The 23394-nt window shown below is 38.7% G+C and carries 23 protein-coding genes; 5 read left to right on the top strand and 18 right to left on the bottom strand.

The genetic code is table 11. The annotated features are described in order from the left end of the window. Positions 1–132 precede the first annotated feature (132 nt). The gene (locus FHG08_RS11650; RefSeq protein WP_178956095.1) at positions 133–1590 is read left to right on the top strand and encodes an aerolysin family beta-barrel pore-forming toxin; all 1458 of its coding nucleotides are present in this window, start codon (positions 133–135) and stop codon (positions 1588–1590) included. Positions 1591–1829: 239 nt separating this feature from the next. Beyond that, on the top strand, positions 1830–3023 hold the full coding sequence (gene bktB / locus FHG08_RS11655) for a beta-ketothiolase BktB (protein ID WP_178956096.1): 1194 nt from the start codon (positions 1830–1832) through the stop codon (positions 3021–3023). Positions 3024–3110: 87 nt separating this feature from the next. Here the strand turns inward: bktB and FHG08_RS11660 are convergent, their stop codons facing one another. The 5 genes from FHG08_RS11660 to FHG08_RS11680 all read right to left on the bottom strand — a co-directional run bounded on the left by FHG08_RS11660 (position 3111) and on the right by FHG08_RS11680 (position 6142). Further along, positions 3111–3485 (bottom strand): hypothetical protein, encoded by a 375-nt coding sequence (locus tag FHG08_RS11660; RefSeq protein WP_008113868.1) that lies wholly within the window; start codon positions 3483–3485, stop codon positions 3111–3113. A 52-nt stretch (positions 3486–3537) separates the two neighbouring features. After that, positions 3538–3837, bottom strand: coding sequence for a DUF6419 family natural product biosynthesis protein (locus FHG08_RS11665; RefSeq protein ID WP_178956097.1), 300 nt, complete (start codon positions 3835–3837; stop codon positions 3538–3540). 122 nt (positions 3838–3959) lie between these two features. Beyond that, on the bottom strand, positions 3960–4538 hold the full coding sequence (locus FHG08_RS11670; protein ID WP_178956098.1) for a cold shock domain-containing protein: 579 nt from the start codon (positions 4536–4538) through the stop codon (positions 3960–3962). Between the two features lie 151 nt (positions 4539–4689). After that, positions 4690–5646 (bottom strand): cyclase family protein, encoded by a 957-nt coding sequence (locus FHG08_RS11675; RefSeq protein WP_178956099.1) that lies wholly within the window; start codon positions 5644–5646, stop codon positions 4690–4692. Between the two features lie 124 nt (positions 5647–5770). Further along, positions 5771–6142 carry a hypothetical protein gene (locus tag FHG08_RS11680; RefSeq protein WP_138606163.1) on the bottom strand — a complete coding sequence of 124 codons (372 nt, stop codon included), beginning with the start codon at positions 6140–6142 and terminating at the stop codon, positions 5771–5773. Between the two features lie 803 nt (positions 6143–6945). Here FHG08_RS11680 and FHG08_RS11685 point away from each other — a divergent pair. Continuing rightward, complete coding sequence (locus FHG08_RS11685; protein ID WP_178956100.1) at positions 6946–7548, top strand: thiamine biosynthesis protein ThiC; 603 nt, start codon at positions 6946–6948, stop codon at positions 7546–7548. A 463-nt stretch (positions 7549–8011) separates the two neighbouring features. Here the strand turns inward: FHG08_RS11685 and FHG08_RS11690 are convergent, their stop codons facing one another. The 5 genes from FHG08_RS11690 to FHG08_RS11710 all read right to left on the bottom strand — a co-directional run bounded on the left by FHG08_RS11690 (position 8012) and on the right by FHG08_RS11710 (position 13195). Next, on the bottom strand, positions 8012–9721 hold the full coding sequence (locus FHG08_RS11690; RefSeq protein ID WP_178956101.1) for an amidohydrolase: 1710 nt from the start codon (positions 9719–9721) through the stop codon (positions 8012–8014). Between the two features lie 251 nt (positions 9722–9972). Further along, the gene (locus FHG08_RS11695; protein ID WP_178956102.1) at positions 9973–10182 is read right to left on the bottom strand and encodes a hypothetical protein; all 210 of its coding nucleotides are present in this window, start codon (positions 10180–10182) and stop codon (positions 9973–9975) included. Between the two features lie 430 nt (positions 10183–10612). Then, entirely contained in the window at positions 10613–11419 is an 807-nt protein-coding gene (locus FHG08_RS11700) for a hypothetical protein (protein WP_178956103.1), read from the bottom strand. Positions 11420–11534: 115 nt separating this feature from the next. Next, entirely contained in the window at positions 11535–12602 is a 1068-nt protein-coding gene (locus FHG08_RS11705; RefSeq protein WP_178956104.1) for a hypothetical protein, read from the bottom strand. Between the two features lie 119 nt (positions 12603–12721). Then, positions 12722–13195: a hypothetical protein gene (locus tag FHG08_RS11710; RefSeq protein ID WP_178954436.1), complete on the bottom strand. Its 474-nt coding sequence runs from the start codon at positions 13193–13195 to the stop codon at positions 12722–12724. A 131-nt stretch (positions 13196–13326) separates the two neighbouring features. Between FHG08_RS11710 and FHG08_RS11715 the strand changes: the two genes are divergently transcribed. Then, on the top strand, positions 13327–14481 hold the full coding sequence (locus tag FHG08_RS11715; protein ID WP_178956105.1) for an IS110 family transposase: 1155 nt from the start codon (positions 13327–13329) through the stop codon (positions 14479–14481). Between the two features lie 418 nt (positions 14482–14899). Here FHG08_RS11715 and FHG08_RS11720 read toward each other — a convergent pair. From FHG08_RS11720 to FHG08_RS11730, 3 genes are all read right to left on the bottom strand, one after another. Beyond that, positions 14900–16092, bottom strand: a protein-coding gene (locus tag FHG08_RS11720; protein WP_178956106.1) for an IS3 family transposase whose coding sequence is annotated in 2 segments (ribosomal slippage) — positions 14900–15784 and positions 15787–16092 — 1191 coding nt in all. Because the reading frame shifts where the segments join, the coding sequence is not laid out codon by codon here. A gap of 93 nt (positions 16093–16185) precedes the next feature. Beyond that, positions 16186–16617, bottom strand: a complete 432-nt coding sequence (locus FHG08_RS11725) for a hypothetical protein (protein ID WP_178956107.1) — start codon at positions 16615–16617, stop codon at positions 16186–16188. Further along, positions 16617–16871 carry a hypothetical protein gene (locus FHG08_RS11730; protein ID WP_178956108.1) on the bottom strand — a complete coding sequence of 85 codons (255 nt, stop codon included), beginning with the start codon at positions 16869–16871 and terminating at the stop codon, positions 16617–16619. Before FHG08_RS11730 ends, FHG08_RS11725 begins: the two co-directional genes overlap by 1 nt. A 403-nt stretch (positions 16872–17274) precedes the next feature. Between FHG08_RS11730 and gloA the strand changes: the two genes are divergently transcribed. Continuing rightward, a complete protein-coding gene (gloA, locus tag FHG08_RS11735; RefSeq protein ID WP_076918687.1) occupies positions 17275–17802 on the top strand; it encodes a lactoylglutathione lyase in 528 nt (175 codons plus the stop codon). Positions 17803–17874: 72 nt separating this feature from the next. On the opposite strand, the gene htpX is transcribed toward gloA, so the two are convergent. From htpX to FHG08_RS11760, 5 genes are all read right to left on the bottom strand, one after another. Continuing rightward, entirely contained in the window at positions 17875–18738 is an 864-nt protein-coding gene (gene htpX, locus FHG08_RS11740; protein ID WP_178956109.1) for a protease HtpX, read from the bottom strand. Positions 18739–18989: 251 nt separating this feature from the next. Then, positions 18990–20549 (bottom strand): FAD-dependent oxidoreductase, encoded by a 1560-nt coding sequence (locus tag FHG08_RS11745; protein WP_178956110.1) that lies wholly within the window; start codon positions 20547–20549, stop codon positions 18990–18992. 156 nt (positions 20550–20705) lie between these two features. Continuing rightward, a complete protein-coding gene (gene bioD / locus FHG08_RS11750) occupies positions 20706–21389 on the bottom strand; it encodes a dethiobiotin synthase (protein WP_178956111.1) in 684 nt (227 codons plus the stop codon). 10 nt (positions 21390–21399) lie between these two features. Beyond that, positions 21400–22233 (bottom strand): methyltransferase domain-containing protein, encoded by an 834-nt coding sequence (locus tag FHG08_RS11755; protein ID WP_178956112.1) that lies wholly within the window; start codon positions 22231–22233, stop codon positions 21400–21402. Then, positions 22230–23384 carry an 8-amino-7-oxononanoate synthase gene (locus tag FHG08_RS11760; RefSeq protein WP_178956113.1) on the bottom strand — a complete coding sequence of 385 codons (1155 nt, stop codon included), beginning with the start codon at positions 23382–23384 and terminating at the stop codon, positions 22230–22232. The genes FHG08_RS11755 and FHG08_RS11760 overlap by 4 nt, the downstream gene beginning before the upstream one ends. Positions 23385–23394: the final 10 nt, after the last annotated feature.

Here is a 23394-nt window from a genome sequence, read left to right on the forward strand (position 1 = left end):
ATATTTTTGAAAAATCAACTTTCATTTAACACTCTATAAAAATATAGCGAGTTCTTTAGAATCAAAATCGGTCCAAAATTAGATTATTTAATTAGGGCCTAATTAAAATATGATTTTAAAGGATGTAACTTAATGAAAAAAATAATACCTCTATTGCTGTTGTCACACACAAGTTTTGTAAATGCTAATACAACTGCAATTTATCCAGATCAACTTAAAAATGAAAGCTTAGGTGCAGGAGTATGCTCAGCTGATAATAGATTAATTACAAAAGCTGAATCGCAAACTTACAGAAACGACCTTGTAAACAAAATGGGGAAGTGGCAAATAACGGGATTGGCTAACGGCTGGGTCATTATGGGCTCTGGTTACGCAGGTGAAATCAAACAAGGGACTGCTGCAAATTCTTGGTGCTACCCTACCGATCCCATTAATGAAATTCCTACTTTAAGCCCCGTAAAAGTATCGCCTGGCAGTCAAAGCCAAATTGAATGGGACTTAGTAAATCAAAAAGAGGGTTTTATAAAACCCCTTTCATACCTTGCCCATACAATGGGATTTGCGTGGGTTGGTGGAAATCGCTCAAGCTATGTTGGTGAGGACATGGAGGTGTCCAAAACGGGCTCAGGATGGAAAATACAAGGTTACAATGGTGGAAGTTGTGATGGTTACCGATGTGATGAAAAGTCAGCTATTACTGTATCTAACTTTGAATATGTGATGGATAACGAATCATATAAAATAACTGGTGATATTGTTGCTGCTGACAAAGAACTCATTAAAACGCTAACAGTCCCTGCAGTGAATGACACGTCAGCAGCTCAAATGTCAGTCGTTACCATTGAATACGATGCGGCAACCAACTGGTCTAAAACCAATGATTACAGTATTTCTGAGTCTGTTACATTATCTAATACATGGAAGTCTCCCTCTGTTACTGGTGGCTCAGACACTTCGTTATCTGTCACAATAGCAGCAGAGCAAGCATGGGGAACAAGTAATGGCGGCTCTGAAGCTGAGCGAGTTGTGGTACAAGCAAGAACCAATGTGCCAGCATTCACGAAGCTTAATGCAAAGGTCGATTTGTTTAAATCATCAATATCGTATCCTTATTCATTCGATGCTGATATTACCTACGATCTATCTATAAATGGCTTTATGCGGTGGGGAGGCAATGCTTTATTAAGCCACCCAGAAAACAGACCTAATGACACCGCTAATTTTGTGATTGGCCGCTGGGCAGGTCAAGATAAGAGCATTGAATATCAATGGGAACACCGTTACATACCAGGTGAGAATAAAAAATGGGATTGGCCTTGGATGATACAACAAACAAGCTTATCAACAATGCAATACTATTTAAGCCATGTTTTAAGACCTAAGAAAACAACCCTAACAGGTCACTTTTATGCACAAAGCCAATTTGCTGGTAGCGTTTATTTTGGTGATGAAACCCCACTTGTTACTAACCAAAGAAGTAAACGAAGTGTTTCAGCTAGTGATTACTCAAGTGCAGAAAAGTTAAAAAAAGAGTTTGAAGATGCTGGTTTTAAAAATGTAGTTGTTAATATTGAAATGATTGATTTATAACCCCCAAGGGCTTTCATACTGAGAGCCCTATTTCATACATTAAAACTAAAAGTATCATTGCCACACACCTATTTTACTCATCACTTTATTAAATAACACATACAGCTTAAACAACCTCGCCTTTAGTTTATTTAAAAATTATGCTTTGATGCATTAATAAAACTATTAATCTCTTTGGCTCTACTCAACACAAGCTCAGCACAAAGTGGTTATAAACATAAAAATAATAAGAGAAAACAATGACAAAACTTAATAACAATAGCGTAGTTATATTAAGCGCAGTGCGTACCGCTATCGGCAGCTTTGGTGGCAGCCTTAAACATTTCACGCCCGCCGAGCTAGGCACTCTATGTGCGAAAGAAGCACTAGCCAGAGCCAAGCTATCACCCAACCAAGTTGGCTCAACTGTAGTTGGTAAAGTAATTCATAACGGCTCTAAAGACGCATACCTTTCAAGAATCATTGGGCTAGATGCGGGTTTACCTATAAGCAGCCACGCTGTAACGCTTAATCGTTTATGTGGTTCTGGGCTTGAAGCAATCATACAAGCGGCACAACAAATTCAATTAGGTGATGTAGATGCAGCCCTTGCTGGCGGAGCAGAAAGCATGAGTAGCTCTGCCTACACCCTCGAAAGTAACCGCTGGGGGCAAAAAATGGGTAATAGCACTATGGTTGATGAGCTCACCACGACCTTACAAGACCCATGGGATAATAACCCGATGGGAATAACAGCTGAAAACATTGCAGAAAAATATTCAATTAGCCGTCAGCAGCAAGACGAGTACGCAGCAAAAAGCCATCATAAAGCTGCAAAAGCCATTGCTGCAGGTCATTTTAAACAGCAGATTGTGCCAATAGAAATCAAGTCGCGAAAAGGGACGCATATTTTTGACACCGACGAACATGTTCGCGCCGATACCACAGCCGATAAACTTGCATCTTTAAAGCCCTACTTTAAAAAAGATGGCACCGTTACCGCAGCAAGCTCATCAGGTATAAACGATGGTGCAGCCATGTTGGTACTTATGTCAGAGCAAAAAGCAAATGAGCAAGGCTTAAAACCGCTCGCTCGTTTAGTGGGTTATGCCAGAGCAGGCGTTGATCCTACTTTAATGGGTATCGGCCCTATTCCTGCAGTACAACAGGTATTTGAAAAAACCGACTTAACCATCGACGATATGGATGTGATTGAGTCTAACGAGGCCTTTGCAGTACAAGCACTGTGCGTTGCTAACGAGTTAAATTTCCCTGCCCATAAGGTAAACCCGAATGGTGGTGCAATTGCCTTAGGCCACCCTGTTGGCGCAACGGGTGCAATTTTATCAACTAAATGCTTGTACGAACTCAAACGAACTCAAGGCAAATATGGGCTAGTCACAATGTGTATTGGTGGCGGGCAAGGCATAGCAGCCATTTTTGAAGCGCTTTAATGAGTAAAGCTAAATCATTTTTGTAGTAATAAAGTTGATAATTGAATTGGCTAGTCACATAACTAGCCAATTCAATATTTACACCAATTAACTAAAAACGCCAAATAAGTTAAGTACAACGAGTAAAGCGCCAAATAGACCCGAAAGTGTTAATAACCAATAAAAGATACATCCAAGAAATCTATCGAATTTGGTTGTATTTTCAAATAACAACGAAGAGTGCGCATACATAAAAGAAAACTTACTTTTTTCAATTTTAAGTAACCAACGCCTTGGCAAGGAGAATGCTTGAGCAACATTTATAATATCCCAACCACTAATAACCTCTAGACCGAGTATATCTTTTGTTTTAGGGTTTTTTCTTAATTTACGTACGGTCATTTGGCCAAAAACCACATAAAGGATCCCAGAAATAATAGATGACATAATTAATATAGCGACCCAAATTTCTCTATCACTCATAATTTATTAACCTGCTCCATAATATAATCATATATCCCTTCGGCATCTTCTTTTACAATTTCGTTAACTTTCTTACGCCTAATAAAACACCACCAAATGAGATTAAAAATAATATTGGTAAAAACAGTAATGTTTGGGTGTTGTCTATATCTGTAGCTGGGCTGCCAATAACTGCAAGCGTATTAATTAACAGCAGTATTAAGCTTGATTGCAGATAGCCCTTGTAACCTATAGCCCCTGCAAACAACAGCATAATAAATGAACCTGATATTGCAGGCGTAAAAGGTGCCGCAGCGAGTAACATACAAACAAACGAAAATATAACAGCACATCCAATTATTACTTTAAACATAACAACTTCCTTGATAAATGGCTTTAAATCCACCAGCTATTTATAACTGTATTACTAAAAATTGTATTCCCCCTAAGGGCCCAAAACTAATTTTTAGTTTATTAATAACCTCAATATAAAAACTACCTATTCCCAAACTGCCGTTCACAGGGCTCTCCGTCTTTATCACCGTCCATTTTAGTATTTGGGCAATGTTGAATAAAAAATAATGCCTCTGCATACGAGGTCATTTGGCTACAATGTTGGCGGCCATCACAGCGAAATGCTTGCTGTGTTTTAGTAAGTGAGTTTGAACTAGCGGGCATAAATGACTCTAAATTAGCGTTAGTCACTACAGGTGTTTGCTTGGTATTTAAAAAACCGGTTTTATACACGCTAAAGCCAATACTAACAATAATACCAAACGTTATGAGTTTCATTAAAGGTGAGTTCTTACCTGAGGTTTTGCTTAATCTAACCGGCCTTGTTAAAGCTTTTATGTGTGGTTGTGCTAGTACGCCCTCAATACGGCAATTTACAGCTTTAGTTTTACCGTTAGGCTCAGTCGCAACCTCAAAATAGATAATGTCACCCACTTTAGGTTTACGACTCATATGTTTGAGCGACGATATGTGTATAAAGGTATCGTGTTGCAGTGTGCTTGATTTAATAAAGCCAAAGCCTTTATCGTCATTCCACGATTTTAATATTCCTTTGTTCATCCTTGAGTCGTCCATATAAGTATTGTTAATTTTACAGCCAGTACTTTTATCATGATAAAGAAAAATACTCTTTGTGTATGTTTCTTATTTCAAAAAACGATACCACTGTATATAAAAACAGTAGCCACTATTAACCTTACTCTTTATTCAACTATAAGTTACTTGTAAGTGCAAATACGCGTAATGCCGAGCCAGTGCCACCACGTATTTTAAGCGGCGGCACAATGGCAATAAACTCATAGACTTTTTCTTTAGCTAGCTCCTCAAGGAACAAGTTTTCTATTATGTAAATACCGTTATCTGCTAATAACATCATATGTACCGGAAAAACCTGAAATGAGGGTTCTGTAGCAATAGGTGGGCGTTTTTCAAAAGTAAGGGTGTCATTACCCACAACACTTGCACCAGCCTTTATTAAAAACTGTGCACCACTTACACCAACGCCTGCAGCATGTTCTGCAATATATTGCAGTGGGTTATTAGCAAAATATTGCCCCCACCCCGTTCTAATAAACACAGTATCGCCTTTTTTAATTTTTACACCTTGCGATTTTGCTGTTCTTTTTAAATGTGACGCTGTTATGTCAAAATCTGCAGCCAATGGGGTATCGTCACCGTTAATAAAGCGAGCCACATCAAGTAATACCGTTCGGTTACTCAATAAGTTTACAGGATAATGATCAATTCCTAAGTCACTCCCTACACCACTGCGTCCTATTCCTCTACGATCATTGGTCGCTTGCGCCGCATCTACTCCACCATACAGTAAACCATCTCGACCAATATGACCTAACGCATCAATAGTTGGACCTCCATGGTGACCACTCCATTGCATTATTTCGGAGGTGAATGAGAGCTGATTGTTATCACCAAATGTACCACGTGTATCAGCATGGGTTGCATTAAGTGCCATTGAGTATTTTGGGTTAACGGACGCTATTGGGGAATTTTCATCCCAATTATGAGACAGGTCATAGGTTTTGGCATGACTGACAAGAGTAATAAACTCTTCAGTTTGCTTAGATTTACTTAATTCTTTGCTATTGGTCGCTAAGCTCGAACAACTAATTAAAAAAAACATAAACGACATCAACATTGCCAGTCTCATCGTATCTCCTTATCTGTATATGTTTAACACGCTATCCAAAAAAATAGCGACTAAAATAAGCCGCTACATGCATTCTCACAATAAATACTGATCTATATTGTTCTTCTATTATAAGCGATGATTACTAATGGCCTGTTTCATAGCTCATACGAGACGTATTTGTCGTTTCATAGGTCCCATCTTTATACAAAATTAAAGCAGATGCACTATAGCTTCTGTAAGCTCTTACAGTCATATTACACGATGTACCGCCTGTGCAAGATGCATCGCCTTGCCAAATAACTTTGTTAATCGGTTTTGAAATATTCTGTAAATAGTACTTCCCTGTTGTTTGGTTACCAAAACTAAAATCTATGGTAAAGCAGTTTGATCTTCCGTTCATCGAGTTTCCACCTGAACCATTTGGATATACATCGCAAACTAGATCAGTTGCAAAAGCAGAGTTAGCTGTAAGCGCAGCACCACAAATAAATAGTGTTTTTAGTATGTTTTTCATTTTTAATCCTTAAATTTGATTATTATTCGCTCAACCGAGCATTTAAAAATTAGCATATGAAATTAAAAAGTAAACAAAAAAGGTACAAATATTTACAAAAAATTAACCGTTAGAAGTTTTATAAATTTTCGTTAAATCGCTATGGCAGTATAAAACTGGGTTTATGCCTTACATTTAGTTTTGTAAGTCATAGCTATAGTTAATTACTATTCTATTGGTTCTTTTATAACCTATGTATAAAAAACTGTGTATCCGTATATCTCACCTTTCCAAAAGCTAAACAGTCAGTTAGGCAACCTCTTTATTTTCCATCTAAAAAATGAAGTTAATAAAGCCCCCGTTTTTCCTCTCGCACTATTAGTTCTGTTTATTTAACAAGTTCAGGTGTCTAATTTATTTCAACTTAAGTGAAATAATTAAATAGTTTCACCTGTCTTGTATCTTGAGGACCTGTTGATCTTTCAGACTTAAAATTTGTTCAATCTAAGGGGGATTTAATCGCGGTGTGAGATTGTAACCTAGTGGGCTAAGTATAAACCGAGTAACAATGAATAAATTTCCCAGAGGAAGACCCCTTCGGGCAACGCTTGTTTGGTATTTATACTAGGTTATCGCCAATTTATGGGGAATAACCACACCACATAGGCCTTGCTAAAAGATCAAATAGACTGTTGCAAATTTAACCTTTAAAGATAAACAGGCCCAAGAGTGAACGCTAGTTATATAAAGTTTCATATGTTTTGTATTTTCAAAGCTACTGCATCTTTTTAAAGCGTTAAATATAAAATTATAAGAGGTATATAATGGAGTTTACGAATAAACGCACCATCCTAATTTCAGCATCTTTATTGTTGGTATTGGCTATATCACAGGCTATTTTTTCAGCCCTTTACAGTGCTGAAATTAGCTTTTCAAGGCAGTTTGCTTGGGGACTAGAAGCTCTGGTATTTACTTTGCTCGTTGCTTTTGCAGGCTCAGCTATGGTGCAAGCAAAAAACGCTCAACTAGGATGGTCGGCTATTACGTTTAGCGCGGTACTTAACATAGTTCAAGTGAGTATTGGCCTTACGTTATTTTCAACATTTGGCAAAGTTGCAGGCTCAGTAGAAGGAGCACAACCTTTAATTAATGGCGTGGTTGCTTTGTCATTCATGATTTACTACGCAGCCAAAGTATTATTAGGATTAGCGGCACTTGTTTTTGGACTGTCTTATATAGCCAGAGGCGGTAAAGCATTAGGAGGGCTTACAGCTTTTGTAGGCGTGGTTGCAATGTTAGCCAATGCCATTTTAATTACTTTTGGACGTGATGGATTTCTGCCATCAGGTGTTGCAGGTGCCTCTGGTATGATTGCAACATTACTTTTAGCGATATGTTTGATAAGTCTTAACCGTAGAAAAGGTTAAGCCTGACTATCACAAATTGATGTACTCCTTTAAATAAAGTGTAAACATTGGCGGATATTAAATGTTAATCCGTCAGTGTTTTACTTTTTAAGCATTGCAAATAATACATATACTCCCCTAATAACGGTGCAAAGGTAGCTACACCTAAAATAATTAACATTGGGCACACAACTAGCATGAACCAAATACGTTTAATTCCTTTTACAATTAATGCCTTTCATAAAAACTTTCTTTTCCTTAATTTAACTTAGAGATTAGTTAGCTAGTGAGCCACCAGCATTTTATTTCAAAAACAGCTTATAAGATTGCCGCATGAATTTGATGTCTGAAGTCAAGATTTGATCCCTTTGGTTAATATTCATTAAATCTCAAACTTCACTGTTGCACCTCAAGGCTGAGGTTTAATACGACGGCGACTAAAGCAGTCGTATAGTTAAGCGTTAAAATTGTTTCATGTTGAATATCAATTTGAATATACAACATGACCTTCTTTAATGCTTTGCACTATTTTTATATCCTTAATAGTAAGTGGTTCCACTTTTAAAGGGTTGTTACTTAAAATGACGAAATCCGCGAGCTTTCCCTCAGCTAGCGTACCTTTACTTGTTTCTTCAAAGTATTGAATAGCAGCCCATTGCGTTAATGTTTTTAACCCTTCATAAGGCGTTAAACGTTGATCCGGCCCCAATACTTTACCCGAACGCGTAATACGATTAACCGTTGCATCGAGCACTCGCATTGAGTTTGGAAATGTCACAGGGGCATCATGGTGAGAAGTAACCGTTAAACCAGCCTCAACTACATCTCGTGATGGCGAAATATAATCTGCCCTTGGGTGCCCCAAAACAGACTCTACATGCCAATCGCCCCAGTAAAAAGTGTGCATAGGAAACAACGATGGGAGGATCCCTAAATCGACTAAATCCGGGATTTGATCTTTACGTAAAGTCTGGCCGTGAATCATCACGCTACGGTGATCATCATACCCATAACTTTTTTTAGCCACTTTAATAGCTTTAATATATTGGTCAATCGCTGCATCACCATTGGTGTGAGCAATAATCTGCCATTTGTTTTTAAACGCCGTGTTTATATGTTTAATGGCCACCTCATCACTCATGATAGGATAACCTTTATAGTCCAGCGGTTTACCCTCAGGCGGCGTATGATAATGTGATGATAACCAAGCCGTTTTTCCTTGTGGTGAACCATCTAAAGTTAATTTAACACCCCCTATTCGGTATCGATTAACATAACTGCGATCTGAATTATAAAATTCGGGTTTAACAGCTGACTTATTCCAAACAATGTCAGGGTATGAAACAACATCAATGAATAGCGATTTTTCACGAGCTGCTCTTTCTAATGCCGCAGTCGCATCCGCTGTGGTGCGGCCATCTTGAGCTGTTAAATATCCATTTTTAGCATACTCCAGCTGAGCAAGCTCAATGGACCTTTGCTGTACTTCAGCATCAGATTTAGTGGCAACAATAGGCAATAATAGATTAAAAAAAGCCGCTTCTTCAAGCACGCCATTAGGACTATTGTCGGCCAAGCGCCTAATTACACCGCCTTTGGGGTCTTTGGTATCCTTTGTGTAGCCACCCACTTCTAGAGCTTTTGAATTGACACTTGCTAGATGACCCGATTGATGCATTATAAGCACTGGGTATTTAGACGAAATTTTATCTAGAACATCTTTAGTTGGATGTTGTTTTTCGCTAAGCTGCGAATCGTCATACCCATTAGCTAACACCCAACCAAATTTTCCGATAATGAATTTCCCTTCAGCAGACTCCATCCACTTTTTAGTTGTTGTCACTAAACTATTAAAATTTGCACCGGGGCCATCGGGAGGAGGTAATAAATTTGCCAATTGCGCAATTAAACCCGTATTGTACATATGGCTATGGGCATCCAAAAAACCAGGTAAAAGTGTTCTCCCTTGAAGGTCTTTGTTTTGTAGATTGTCAAACTTTTCTCTGGCCTTCGCTAAGCTGCCAAGGTAAACAATCCGCCCTTCTGACTCAACTAAAGCTTCCTCATAATGCGGCTTTTCTCCTTCCATAGTGAGGATATCTCCGCCGTAATATAAAACCGGCTCAGCTGCTAGCGCGCTTGTTCCAAAACAAAATAATACTGATGGTAATAAAAAACGTAATCGCTTTGTCATTTTATCTTCCCTGTAAATATAGCTGTAATAAATTTAGCACATGATGTTTTAAACAAAAACATAAAGTGACACCCATAATTAATATATTAAAATTGTGTCACATAGTTTACTAATCAGCTCGGGAGTAGGCTTCTCATGACTATTAAAACAAGTTTCAGCCTTAACTAAGTAAATATCGTTGTAAAACTTAAATCTCACGCACAGAAATACCCGCTCTATGTAGTTAAAGTAATTATTAGATAAATTAGACTCTATGCGAGTAGTTCTTGCAGTAGTTGATGTTTGCTCGGCGCTGCCAAGCACAAAAAGCGATTACTGAAATACTGGAACCAGCCTAATGCACTTCTACCGATTGATTTAGCCCACCATGTAGAAAAGAAAGCAAATAGAATCAAAGTGAGTGCATTATCTTTGGCTGCTTTTTCTAAGCCTTTTATATCTGAATTGCTTGCTGAATCCATTTGCTCGACGAAATCCAGCCTATTCCGAATCAGTTTAATTTAGTTTTCTAAATCAGTTTAATAGGCTTAGCGTCACTATTTGCAAGTGCATTAAAACTTAAAAATAGTAACAATATCTAAATAAATTTCATGTCCATAATCTTCCTTCAAAACCTAACGCTCTTATTAATTAGCTTGAACATGATATCTATTTGTCATCTTTTTTAGAGTCTTCTTTTTTTTGCATACTAACCCCAAATACTTTTCATAAAAACTTCCTTTTACTTTAAATTTAACTTAGAGATTAATTAGCTAGTGAGCCACCAGCATTTTATTTTAAAGCAGCTTGTAAGATTGCCGCATGAATTTGATGTCTGAAGTCAAGATTTGACCCCTTTGGTTATGTAGGCTGTCCGGCGCCAAAGGCGCGTAGTTGATTGACTTGTTAAGGTTAATCTCCGCAGCCTCTAATTGAAAATTCAGGAGAATCGAAGTCTACGTTCATCAGTAATTCCGTCCCGTACTTTTCTTTAAGGTGATGAAGCATGGGGTTATAAAGCGGTGTCAAGTAACTCTCATTCGGCTTTGAACGTGGAATATTAATGTCTGGAATATAGGCTTTCTGATTTTCTTCTTCACTAATAGGATCTACTAACGCAGCGCCAAATTCACTTACAAGTAAACTGCCCTTAATTTTGCTGTAGTTATCTGAGTAGGTGTTCAGGCAAAGCTGAAAATTAGCATTACCTTGCAGATCTTCGTAGCCAATAACAACACCGTCAATATCATCTTTTCTTCGGTATAGATCTGCATGCCTAAAAAAATAGCATGGTTTTAGAACAGGGTTGGGCTTGTTCATTTCAATAATTTGGGTTCTTCCATACAACGTGTCGATGACTTTATCTGATTTTGTCTTTGTGTTGATATCAACGCAAAATATAAAAATCAATTTATAATTATGATCATGAAAGCTTGAGGATGACCTGAGCTGTTTAGAAGCATGTCTAATTATTGTAGAAATTGTTTCATCCCTTCCTAGCGAAGCTTCTGATATAAACACGTCGCCCCTTGAAAGAGTATCCTCCTTCTTATTTATTTCACTCTCTGAGTCTGATTTTACTTTAGCCTCAATTAGAAAATTATCGCCACCAAATTTAGCCAAGAAATCTGCTTCTTTCCTGTCATTGTTTTCTGGAATTTTCGTGACACTAAAGCCCAATCCCTCCAGCAATTTCTTTGACGTGTCATCTGAATTCAAGGCCATCCTCCTAAGAAACCCTAACGCCGCCATAAGCGGCTATGTAATAGCTTGCTAAAATGTGAAGCAAAGCGGAACCGAGCAAGCTGTTACGTGTCCGTTCTTAATGGCCTTGTTATACCTTTTTAGTGAAAATATCTGCGATTTTTTTAAAGTTTATTCTCACCGCGCCCCATTTAAGCTCTCCTACACTAATTGCACCATTGAGAACTTTCAATTCATCTTGGTTTTTAATACTTTTTAATAACAATAATTCATTATCTTTTTTCTGGTTCTCAAACGCCAAGGAAGATATCGTTGCGTCTTTAAATTGAATCATTGACTCTTTCATTTGAATTTGTAATTTAAAGTTCTCTACTTGATTGGCTAAAAGCTGAAATGTAGCTTCATCAATATGCGAAGTAGTATCCGTTTCACAAGGTAAGTACTCAGAGTATGGAAGAGCAAGGTACTGATAAAAGAGCCTTTCAATTTCCTCTAATAATTCAGGAGCATCAGTTGGAGATACAATTATTGATGTTTTACCTTCTTTAATTTCAGTAGTCACATTTGCGTTTATATTTAATGTGTTAAGTAGCTCACCAAACCAAAGGATATATTGGCTACAGATTACTTCATACTCTTTTGGAAAATTAAATATTTTAACGAACGAGCTTTGCGCATCATTTTTTATTATATTTATGAGCAATTGCTCATAAATATCTTTAGCTTTGCGACTGCTAGATATTACATAGTCTATTAAGCAACCTGCTTCGATATAGATAATAACATTTACCGATGCCCAAGCGTCCGTGGTTTCTTTAAGTATCCTAGTTTTAAACCCAAAAGCTTCCAATTCAGTGCTGTATAGTTCCAAGAACTTGCCTATGACAATAGGTTTATCCCATTTTTCCCAGTCAAATGTTATTGATAACTCGATTTCGACAGGTTCACCATCACGTTGTATATCAACCCAATTTATGATTTCGAAATCATTATTAGTGTAACTAGAAAAAAACTGGAGCCCCATAGGAATTTCAGTTGCGTCACAATGTAAAACCTTGACTGCAAGTTCATCAGTAAAATCTTCAGAATAGTACGCTAATACAGATGAATCTTTATCTTGCTTTTCAATTGTTAGTAATTCAACCCCATCTTCAGAAATGGTTAGGTTATTATTTTCTTCTTTGAATTCAACTTTCACCTAAACCTCCGAAAGGTATAACGCCCTAATAATGGGCAAAAAATTGTTGGCTAAAATGTTGAGGAACGAAAACAGCCAACTGTTTTTTGTCCTTATTAATTAGCTTGTTATATGCCGTTTTATAACTTAACCAAGCAGTTTTTAAGCAAGGTTGCTGCATGAGTAAAGTTATTTAGCTGACCTTTTATTCCATATGCCCATTTGACGCCATGGAAAAAGTTATTTCTAAACCTGTACACAATTGTTAGACACGTTATTAATTGATCTTTTGCATCAGAATTTTCACCTTTAAGTACAGATAGGACTCTTTTAGGATTATCGTTAGGCCGTAAGTGCAAATTATCATAGTGATGATTTGAATTACCCTCATCGATATAGCGATTCTTAAAATAATCTAATTGCTCTTTAAACCAATCTAGCTCTACATCTAAAAGATCTATTTTTTCTGATATTTTTCTAACGGAAGCTCTTTCATCTAATTTTTGTGCTTCAAATAAAGACCATAACAAAGTAAAACGCTGCAATGCCTCATGTTCATTTTGTGATAAATCAGAAACCCCTGGTGCAACCAATTCAATATCGTCTAGATTCATAGTGAGACTCTTCTATGGCATATAGACATAATGACTCCCACACGGTGTTAGCCTCCGCTTTTCGTGGGTTAGCTTAATTCAAAGCCAGAGCCATAATTAGTTTGTCAAATAACTATACAGCAGAGGCTAACATGAATAAACATAGCATACTTTTTATCGGTCTTGATACACATAAAGAATTCAATGAAGTCGCCTATATTGAAGAACATAGAGGCGCTCAACCTGTTCATCTTGGCCAAATTCCCTCTTCAAAAGTGGCCGTTCAAAAGCTTGTTCGTCAGTTCGAATCTAAATACCCTGGCGCAACGCTACACTTTGTTTATGAAGCAGGTCCCTGTGGTTATTGGATTTATCGATTGATTACCAGCCTTGGCCATTGCTGTTATGTGGTTGCCCCGTCTCTTATTCCTAAAAAACCAGGCGAGAAGATTAAAACCGATAAACGTGATGCCCTTAAGCTCACTAAATTACTTAAATCTGAAGATTTAACACCTATTTATGTTCCCGAGCCTGAAGATGAAGCTGTACGTGATTTATCTCGCGCACGCGAAGTAGCCATGAAAGATTTAAAAGATGCTAAATATCAATTAAAAGCACTGCTGCTTCGTAATAATATTAATTACAAAGGCACTGCAAATTGGTCACAAAAGCATTTACGTTGGCTCACTGAGCTTGTGTTGCCACATCCCGCGCAGCACATCGTTTTACAAGAGTTTTTTCACACGATTAATGAACGAATAAGCCGACTTGAACGGCTAGACAATGAGCTAACACATCACGTCCATCAATGGCGATATTACCCTGTAGTAAAAGCAATACAAGCTATGCGTGGTGTTCGTTTGTTGGTCGCCACTGGCGTTGTGGCTGAGCTTGGCGATTTATCGCGATTCGACCATCCCCGCAAATTAATGAGTTACCTCGGTCTTGTACCCAGTGAACACTCGAGTGGTGGCAAACGCCATATTGGCGCCATCACAAAATGCGGGAACGGCCGAGCAAGGCGCCTTCTTGTGGAAGGTGCACATACTTATCGCTATGCAGCAAATATATCCACAGATATGCAAAAACGACAAGAAGGTTTACCAAAGGACATTATTGATATTGCGTGGAAAGCACAGCTTAGGCTCTGCAAGCGATATAAAAAAATGATAGCCAAAGGGAAACACTACAACCTTGTTGTCACTGCAATTGCCCGAGAAATGATTGCGTACATATGGGCCATTGCTAAAGAAGTGGTGCTTACGCCAGTGAATACAAAACTGAGATTGGCAAGAGTACCCGCATGATAAACGAATTAGAGTTAATGCATGGGATCAAGCATCGGGTGTGGCACAACCACCGACGGCGTTAGGATGGCAATGCAGCTAACGCTGCATTGAACCACGAACATAGACTGAAGACAGGTGCCACGACGAAATAAGTAAGGTCTGCTCTGTTACTAGAAATAGTAATAACCAACGAATATCAGCAAGATAACCGACGACATTACTTGCTTCATCCTATGTATTAACTCGCTCTAATTCGAGCTAAAGTAATTATGGCTTAAAAAGTTAGGCAAGGATCAGTGTGCTTAACTTGACAGTGGGAGTCATACCAACGCCTCGTTAAGAGGCAATAAAATAGTTGGCTAAAATTAGCGACGAAGGAGCAAAAGCCAACTGTTTTTTGTGATCTTCACCCGATAAAGTGGACACCGTCCACGTTTCAATTAACTGCCAATTCAAACTCGGCAGGTGATTTATATCCTAAACTCGAATGCAATCTCTGTCTATTGTAAAAATAATTTAGGTAAACCTTTAATTTTGATAATAGTTTACCGCTGCTCTCAAATTTATTTCCTCGAATTAAATCTGCTTTAAGCGAATGAAAGAACGACTCGACTTCTGCGTTGTCAGTACAGCACCCAGGCCTATTCATACTGGCTTTGATGTTTTTGCTAGCCAAATACTTTTGTACAACGTGAGCACGGTATTCTGCGCCTCGGTCAGTGTGAAATAATACACTCTCTGTTGGCTGTCGTTTCTTTATCGCAAGCCTTAGCGCCTTTAACGTAAGGTCTGTTGTTTTGTTTTTACCAAACGCCCAGCCGATTACTCGACGTGAATATAAGTCGATAACCACAGCAAGGTAATGCCAACGAGCGCCGACTTTTAAATACGTAATATCGCCAGACCATTGCTGATTGATCCCCGTGGCCTTTTCACTATCTTTGCGTTTGTTTTCTATCTCTTTATAAAAGAACTTCACCTTCGCCGGTTTGCTGTAAGTCTTAAGGGCTCTGGCTCTTAAACCGTTTTCTCGCATTAAGCGGGCAACACGTTTTTGGCTTGTGTTTATACCTTCTTTTTTTAGCGCATGAAATACGCGTGGGCTACCATAGGTTTGATGATTTACATTGAAAACGTGCTTTATCTTCAACAACATATTAGCATCTGACAGCGCTCTAGCTGACACTGTTCTGTCACGCCAAGCATAAAACCCACTACGCGAAACATTAAGCCAAGAACACAAGTATTTTACACCTAAGGCTTGTCCGAATTTTTGGATGAATCCAAATCGTTCTGATGTACTTCCGCCAGATACCGTTGCCACTTTTTTAGCAGGTCATTCTCCTGCTTAAGACGCTCATTTTCTTTCTTAAGCTTTTGAATGTTATCCAGCTCTTTTTTTGTTGGGAATTTACTCATTGTTTCATTGTTGCTTTGATAGCGCGGTACGTTTTTAAACTTACCTTCTCGATACTCTTTTCGCCAACGACTCAGCATTAACGGATGAATATTTAGCGCCTCGGCAACGTCCTTTGACATGACATCGTCTCGTAAGCTTAGTTCGACTGCTTTGATTTTAAAATTAACTGGGTAAAACCATGTCTTTCTAGGTTGGGTATATCTAGGCATTTTAGCCTCCTCAAAGTAATGAGGAGGTGTCCACTAAAACGGGTGAGGAGCATTGTCCTTTTAAACGACTTGTTAGGTGCTATTTATGATTACCTATAAACAAGCTATAACTCCGACTCCTGATGCAATACCTACGCATAAAAGCACAAAGCCAATTACACCCAGCCAAAACCGTCTATTTATTTGTTTTTCTATAGCATTTTCAATGGCATCGGGAAGCTCTAGAGAAACAAGTTTTCTTACAGGTAAGTACCCAAAAACGAATATAGATGCGGATAGAATAAATAATAAAATAGGAAGTAGCCAAATTGGGCTTACAATACTAGATATTAACGTATCTTTAGGTATGAATAACTTGAGTAAGCCAATATATGCTGGAATAGCAGCAATTGAAAAGCTAATCATAGATTTACAAAATTCACGACCTGTTTCTATTGATTCGCTTAATAATCGACTTCCAGCGTTCAAAATAGCTTCAGTGTGTGGAGTAATAGGTTTTACGTCTTCTACTTCAAAACTTGCCATTAATTAACCACACTTTCTCTAACTATTACATCATTGATTATTTCACCAAACCCATATTCCATTTTGATGACAGCTTGAAATTTAGTTTTCTTATCAGGGCAAACAAAAGCTCGTTTAAATTGCTTTATTTCTCGCAAAGATGTACCCATATCTGACGTCATTTGATAGAGAACAAAAGACCTATCTACATTTATAGAGTACTCGTGTTTTTCCCTGCATAAAGGGCAAGTTATTTTTAGTTTTTCGTCTTCCATTACTACTCCAAAATAATAATTGGCTGCTAAATTGATTTAGCACCTAACAACTTTGTCTACGACATTTGTCGTTTTATAAACCGACAAATGTCCGTATATTACATTGCATTTATCTTAGCCCTCAAATAAACACCTGTAAACAACTAGTTAACTACAGCTCATACTTCATAAATGAAGAGATACCCCAAAATGGTGGAGATCAGTAATATTAGACAAAACACCACTACTGTATAAACAAACAGTATCGCTAAATATGCCATTTTTCGCTTATAAAACATTCAGCTCACTGGCTGGTAATTTAGCTAGGTGGTTTTAATTTTTGCTGCTGTTGATTATGATGTGCGTATTCCCTGCCTTTTTAAATCCATTAAGGTTTTTCAGTCATTTTATTAAGGATTATTTCATGTCTAGCTATAACGAATCTCCAGAGCAAATTGCACAGGCCACTGAGGGTTATGTGATGCAGCAAACCATGTTGCGTATTAAAGATCCAAAACCGTCGCTGGCATTTTATGAAAATGTATTGGGTATGAAGCTGTTAGGAAAGTACGACTTTCCTGGTATGGAGTTTACTTTGTACTTTTTAGGCTATGAGCAAGATATGCCTAAAGGCGATGATAAAGAAAAAACTCAATGGGTGTTTCGCCGCCCTGCGCTGATTGAACTTACCCATAACTGGGGTACTGAAAACGACGACAGCTTTAGCGGTTATCACAGTGGTAATGAAGAACCAAAAGGATTTGGCCATATTGGTATAAGCGTGCCCGATGTATACGCTGCCTGTGAGCGCTTTGCTAAGTACGATGTGGAGTTTGTAAAACAGCCAGATGGCGGCTCAATGAAGGGTCTTGCCTTTATTAAAGACCCTGATGGTTACTGGATTGAAATACTTTCGCCAGAGGGCATTACAGACATTATTCAATCGCAATAAAACCTATTAAACATAAAAAAGCCTGCAAATGCAGGCTTTTTGTTTACAAGTACTGTGAAAAACTTGAATTTTTTAACGTCGTAGTGCATCTATACGTGCATCAAGCGGTGGGTGAGATGAAAACAACTCAGCCATGCCTTTACCACTTGCGATACCAAAGGCCATCATTGAGCCTTCTAATTGCGATGGGTGGTTTTGCTTTAATCGCTCAAGGGCTGAACGCATTTTGTCTGCGCCTACTAACTGAGCTGCACCGTTGTCGGCTGCAAATTCACGTTTGCGGCTGTAATGGGCAACCACCACACTTGCTAGTACACCAAATAATACTTGGAATAACATATCGAATAAGAAGTAAGTCCAGCTGCTGCCGCCCTCTTCTTCATCGCTATTTATAAAATTATCTACAATGCCCGCCAACACTTTTGCGGCAAAAATAACAAAGGTATTAACGACACCTTGAATAAGCGTTAGCGTTACCATGTCGCCATTAGCCACATGCGATACTTCGTGCGCAAGCACAGCTTCGGCTTGATCTTGGCTCATGTTATGTAATAAACCCGTGCTTACCGCCACCAGCGAGTTATTTTTACTCGGGCCGGTTGCAAAAGCGTTCATTTCTGGGCTGTCGTAAATAGCCACTTCAGGCATATTAATACCGGCTTTTTTAGCTTGCGCGGCAACCGTGTTCATTAACCACTGCTCGGTTTCGTTACTTGGTTTTGTAATAACCTGCGCACCGGTTGATTTTTTCGCCATCCATTTCGACATATACAAAGAAATAAATGACCCACCAAAACCAAATACAGCAGCTATTAATAAAATACCACCCAGGCTACGATGGCTTAAGCCCAGCGCACTCATTATGATTGAAAGCACAACACCTAATACCAACATAACCGCGAGGTTAGTTAATAAAAACAAAAATACACGTTTCATACATGGTCTCCAAAAATAACATTTATTGCTGAGCGATTTCTTTTTGTTGATCGGCCATAGCAATTACTGCGTCATGACACACTATGTCATAACGTCAACGCTATTTTGTGACAAACTATGTCATAACGCAAGGGATATTTTTAAAGTTTTATATATATTTAATTAAGTTAAGCTTTTTAGGTTTTTTCTGTTTAACAGTAAAAATGCACTTATAAAAACAATATAATTCAATACGTTATTTTATTTTTATACTATACGCTTTTATATATACCGTGATTCACATTTGCCATATCTGTGGGGAAGCCTCGCTCTTTTGCAAGTACTTGTGCAATTTTACTTATATCTTCATTACAACTGTTCTTAAGGTAGGCCCATTGGTGATGCTTAAGGTGGTTATTACTGTCGTGTTCTGTGCAAATTAAACCAAGCTTTATAAATTCAGCTACTATTTCGTCAGCAGCGATCAAAGTTGATGACGCTTTTACATTTTCGGCTCGTGCGTAGCTAATATGCGAATATAAGCTTACGTCTGCAACGCGCAAGGTGTCGTCTTCGCCTGGGATCTGTTGGCCGCCAAACAAGGCATTGTTTTGCGTATTAGCGTTTTTAAATGCTGGTACAAACTCAGCCACATAATCAATCGCTTTTTGACCACGTGCTTTTAGCACCTGCCGATCCCAACCATTATTTATATAATTCAAGTACTTAGTAGGCAGTTGTGGCTGTGCCGTTTGCTCGACTGTATCTGCTAGGCCATCGTTAAACAAGGTAATTGAGTTAGTCATACCATGAATTTGATAATAGCCATTAGTGTACGGCGTTAATTGTGCCATGCCCTCGGGTGTGCCTCGGTTACCATAAATAATAATTTCGGGTATTTTCCCGCCAGCGCCTTGCCAGTGTGCAATGTATGAGGCTTTAAATTCGACCATACGCTTGGGCTTTACGCCTACCATGTCATCAACAATACCGGTTTGAAAGCCACAGGCGTTTATAAGGTAATCTACTTCTGCTGTTTGGGTCTTGTTGCTTTGGTTGTTTTGATATTCAATTTTCCATTTTGGCATTTGATTTTTAGCACTACTTTGCTCAACTTTGCTGACTTGCTTTACCTCTGTGCTGGTAAGCACGTTAGCGTGTTCGTACTGGGCAAGCGCAAGCTGTGCACTTGCTGATAATCTAAATATATTCCAACCGTATTCTTGAACAACAATAAGTGGGTATTTTACTTTGTTTAAGTTTAAATGCTTAGCAACGGGGATCATCCACTCATCTAGCGTTTTAGGCTCAGTAACCTGCTCTTTTTTACTCAAGGTTATCATTTGCTCATGGCTATAAAGCTGATAGTAATTATCAGGCTCGCCAAGAACTTTATTATTATGATCTTGTTCAATTAAGTCTTTATATGCGTTAGTAAGCTTGTCTAACCTTGGCAGTAAATCATCCGGTGAATCATCATCACGCGTTGGCACAGCAAATACAGTTGGGCGTACATCTATGCTGTAAGGATATAGTCGTAAAATATCAATACATTGTTTAAGTAAATCTATACAGTCTTGATCTGGAATTTCACGGTATAAATTACCACCGGCGTGCAGATGACACATAGGAGGGCCGTCAATAAGTGACTTTTTTTTCTCAAATATAGTCGTTTTTATGCCCAATGCCGCAAGGCGAATCGCAATTGTTGCCCCTGCAGTTCCCCCACCTAAAATACCTACATGGGTTTTAGGCAGAGCACTTTTTGCTAGATCTGATTCGGCCTTAACCTGCGTACTATAAGCGTAGTTCTTAATAAATGGGTGGGTCATGGTATTTGTTATTTCCTTAGTAACAATAGCACTGTGTAATTAGCGTTATATATGCATACAAGGTGTGTATTTCAAGGCGCTAAACATATTTATTAAACCGGTGTATTTAATATATAAACTGCTTTGTATATTTATAAAATTACAAAGCAGTATAGTTTAGGCATTTATAGCAAGTGCAGTAAGCAGGGTTTTATAAATTTGTAATTTAGGGGTTTGCTCGGTATAGGGGCTTATAGCAAGCAACGGGAATGGTAAACGTGTTTTAAGCGAATCTAGATTTGCTTGGTATTCATCCATGGTGAAATCAACTTGGTTAGCAATCCAGCCAATGCAATTAACACCCATACTTTGCATATGTGCTGCAGTGAGTAATGCATGATTAATACAGCCTAGTTTCATCCCTACCACTAATATTACCGGTAGTTGCTCTGCTTTTACCCAGTCGTATAAATATTCGTTATTATTAATTGGCAATGCCCAGCCGCCCGCACCTTCTGTTAGCAGGTAGTCTGCACCTTGTTGCTTCACATTTTTATAAGCGGTACGTAGCTTTTCAACGCTTAGGGTTACTCCCACTTGCTCTGCTGCAATGTGCGGAGCTATGGCGGGCTCAAAAGCAAACGGATTAATTATGTCGTATTTAGCACTCACAGTTGCGCTTTCCATTAGCATTAAGGCATCGGCATTCACAAGCTGTTCAAACGCAAGTTCACACCCTGATGCAATCGGTTTAAAACCTATTGCACGCTGCTTATGTTGGGCGAGTAATTTTAATAGCAAACTAGTTACGTGGGTTTTACCAGCGTCGGTATCGGTACCGGTAATAAAAAATTGCTGCATTGCCTTACCTTTAAATTTTTGCTTTTTCTAATGATAACAATACCACATGGTAAGATACATGGGCTTGGTTGTTTATAAGCGGATACGCCGCACATACTTTTTGTAGCGCCGATTTAGTTAATAGACCAGGGCGTTGGCTTGCTTTATTTTTCGACGTTGCACCAATGGCTTTAATTGAACTAATCGCTTTAAGGGGGCTGGTAAACTCATCGGTATAAATAACCTCTGTCGCGTTATTAATAATAAACCCAGCCCTTTTGACCGATTGGTTTATATTATCGCTACTTAAAAAGTTATTAATGTGGCTATGCGAATCGAGCGTGGCAAACGCCGTTTTTATTTCATGTAGTGAGCCTTCAACCACCATACTTATGTACGCCTGCCCGCCAGGCTTTAAAGCTGAATGTAATGAATACATTAGCATTTCAAAATTAGCCGACCACTGCATCGCAAAATTACTAAATACCACATCAATACTATTTTGTTGAAATGGTAAGTTATCCATGTCGGCGCAAATACGCGGGGCGTTTACTGCACTATTTTTAAGCATGGTAAGGCTTAAATCCATGGCAATTACCTGTTTATATATTCCTTGTAACTCTTCGGTATTCACTAACGGCCCCGCGCCTAAATCAACACAGTGTTTGTGCTTTGTGCTCACATCAAGCTTAATGAGTTTAATTAAATCAATTGCGGCTTGTTTTTGCACATGTGCGTGGGCTACATATTGGCTTGCCGCCGTTGAAAACTTGCGTTGCGTTACCTGCTTTAAACTATTAACAGCTAAACAAGCTAACGGTGACTTTATACGCGAGTTCGTATTTGCAGCGTGTGCGCTTATCATGCAATGGCCTTTTTTAAACAATTTACCAATGTTGTAATATCTTGCTCGGTATGGGCGGCGGTTAAAATAACGCGTAGCCTTGAGGTATTATGCTGCACCGTGGGCGGACGAATAGCGGTTAGCCAAATCCCCTGTTGTTTGAGCTGCTCACAGGCTTTTAAAGTCTGTTCGGCACACCCTAAAACTAAGGGTTGAATGGCAGTGGTCGAATCCATTAAGGCAATTTTGTGCTCATTGGCTAAACGTTTAAATAAAGCAATATTGGCGTTTAATTTTGCTCGCTTGTCGTTAGCATCACGTATGGTTTTAATTCTTGATAATGTATGCGAAGCAATAAAAGGCGACATTGCGGTCGAATAAGTGTAATCGCGGTTAAACTGCAGCATGTAATCAATAAATTCACTCGAACCTAATACACACGCCCCGCTACTTGCCACCGTTTTACCAAAGGTGATCACTAAAATATCTGGCAAATTCTCTGCCGCTATAAGTGGCTCACAGCTCCCCAAACCCGATTTACCCAGTACGCCAAAGCCATGCGCATCGTCTATCATTAACCAGGCGTTATGTGCTTTAGCTAAACTCAGTAACTCAATTAAAGGTGCTTGGTCGCCATCCATCGAGAATACACCCTCACTCACGATCAATTTATACTTAGCATTGGACTTTTCGAGCCGTGAACGTAAATGATTCATGTCGTTATGGTTAAAGCGTACAAGTGCCGCGTTTGCATGCAGTGCACCGTCGATTAAGCTCGCATGATTAAGTTTATCCTGAAAAATCGCACTTTGCTGAGCAATGGCTTTATCTTGAAATAGCGCTTTTATAACACTGCTATTAGCACTAAAGCCCGAATTAAACAGCATGGCATTTTTATAGCCCAACTGAGCACATAAGTATTTTTCGAGCTGTTGCTGCGCACCTTGATAGCCTGTTACTAAAGCAGAGCTATGACTTCCTAGGCTCTGCATGCCATCAAGCAAAGTGGGTTCATCGGCAAAGCCTAGGTAGTCGTTACTGGCAAAGTTAAGATAGCGTTTATTATCAACTATAATTTCACGCGCACTGGCTTGCTCAATAACATAACGCTTGCGGTTAAGCGCGCTTTGCTGGCGCGCTTGTAAATGGCTATTTATAAAATCAAATGACATAGCAATACAC

Origin of the sequence: Pseudoalteromonas sp. Scap03, assembly GCF_013393115.1 — a bacterium.
GTDB lineage: Bacteria > Pseudomonadota > Gammaproteobacteria > Enterobacterales > Alteromonadaceae > Pseudoalteromonas.

Excerpts from the sequence above, each read along its gene's own strand:
- FHG08_RS11675 (WP_178956099.1), bottom strand. The coding sequence starts at position 5,646 with ATGAGACTGGCAATGTTGATGTCGTTTATGTTTTTTTTAATTAGTTGT.
- FHG08_RS11680 (WP_138606163.1), bottom strand. The coding sequence starts at position 6,142 with ATGAAAAACATACTAAAAACACTATTTATTTGTGGTGCTGCGCTTACA.
- FHG08_RS11690 (WP_178956101.1), bottom strand. The coding sequence starts at position 9,721 with ATGACAAAGCGATTACGTTTTTTATTACCATCAGTATTATTTTGTTTT.
- FHG08_RS11730 (WP_178956108.1), bottom strand. The coding sequence starts at position 16,871 with ATGGAAGACGAAAAACTAAAAATAACTTGCCCTTTATGCAGGGAAAAA.
- FHG08_RS11670 (WP_178956098.1), bottom strand. The coding sequence starts at position 4,538 with ATGAACAAAGGAATATTAAAATCGTGGAATGACGATAAAGGCTTTGGC.
- gloA (WP_076918687.1), top strand. The coding sequence starts at position 17,275 with ATGTCTAGCTATAACGAATCTCCAGAGCAAATTGCACAGGCCACTGAG.
- FHG08_RS11725 (WP_178956107.1), bottom strand. The coding sequence starts at position 16,617 with ATGGCAAGTTTTGAAGTAGAAGACGTAAAACCTATTACTCCACACACT.
- FHG08_RS11715 (WP_178956105.1), top strand. The coding sequence starts at position 13,327 with ATGAATAAACATAGCATACTTTTTATCGGTCTTGATACACATAAAGAA.
- FHG08_RS11695 (WP_178956102.1), bottom strand. The coding sequence starts at position 10,182 with ATGGATTCAGCAAGCAATTCAGATATAAAAGGCTTAGAAAAAGCAGCC.
- FHG08_RS11665 (WP_178956097.1), bottom strand. The coding sequence starts at position 3,837 with ATGTTTAAAGTAATAATTGGATGTGCTGTTATATTTTCGTTTGTTTGT.
- FHG08_RS11760 (WP_178956113.1), bottom strand. The coding sequence starts at position 23,384 with ATGTCATTTGATTTTATAAATAGCCATTTACAAGCGCGCCAGCAAAGC.
- FHG08_RS11755 (WP_178956112.1), bottom strand. The coding sequence starts at position 22,233 with ATGATAAGCGCACACGCTGCAAATACGAACTCGCGTATAAAGTCACCG.
- FHG08_RS11685 (WP_178956100.1), top strand. The coding sequence starts at position 6,946 with ATGGAGTTTACGAATAAACGCACCATCCTAATTTCAGCATCTTTATTG.
- bktB (WP_178956096.1), top strand. The coding sequence starts at position 1,830 with ATGACAAAACTTAATAACAATAGCGTAGTTATATTAAGCGCAGTGCGT.
- htpX (WP_178956109.1), bottom strand. The coding sequence starts at position 18,738 with ATGAAACGTGTATTTTTGTTTTTATTAACTAACCTCGCGGTTATGTTG.
- bioD (WP_178956111.1), bottom strand. The coding sequence starts at position 21,389 with ATGCAGCAATTTTTTATTACCGGTACCGATACCGACGCTGGTAAAACC.
- FHG08_RS11660 (WP_008113868.1), bottom strand. The coding sequence starts at position 3,485 with ATGAGTGATAGAGAAATTTGGGTCGCTATATTAATTATGTCATCTATT.
- FHG08_RS11745 (WP_178956110.1), bottom strand. The coding sequence starts at position 20,549 with ATGACCCACCCATTTATTAAGAACTACGCTTATAGTACGCAGGTTAAG.
- FHG08_RS11650 (WP_178956095.1), top strand. The coding sequence starts at position 133 with ATGAAAAAAATAATACCTCTATTGCTGTTGTCACACACAAGTTTTGTA.
- FHG08_RS11710 (WP_178954436.1), bottom strand. The coding sequence starts at position 13,195 with ATGAATCTAGACGATATTGAATTGGTTGCACCAGGGGTTTCTGATTTA.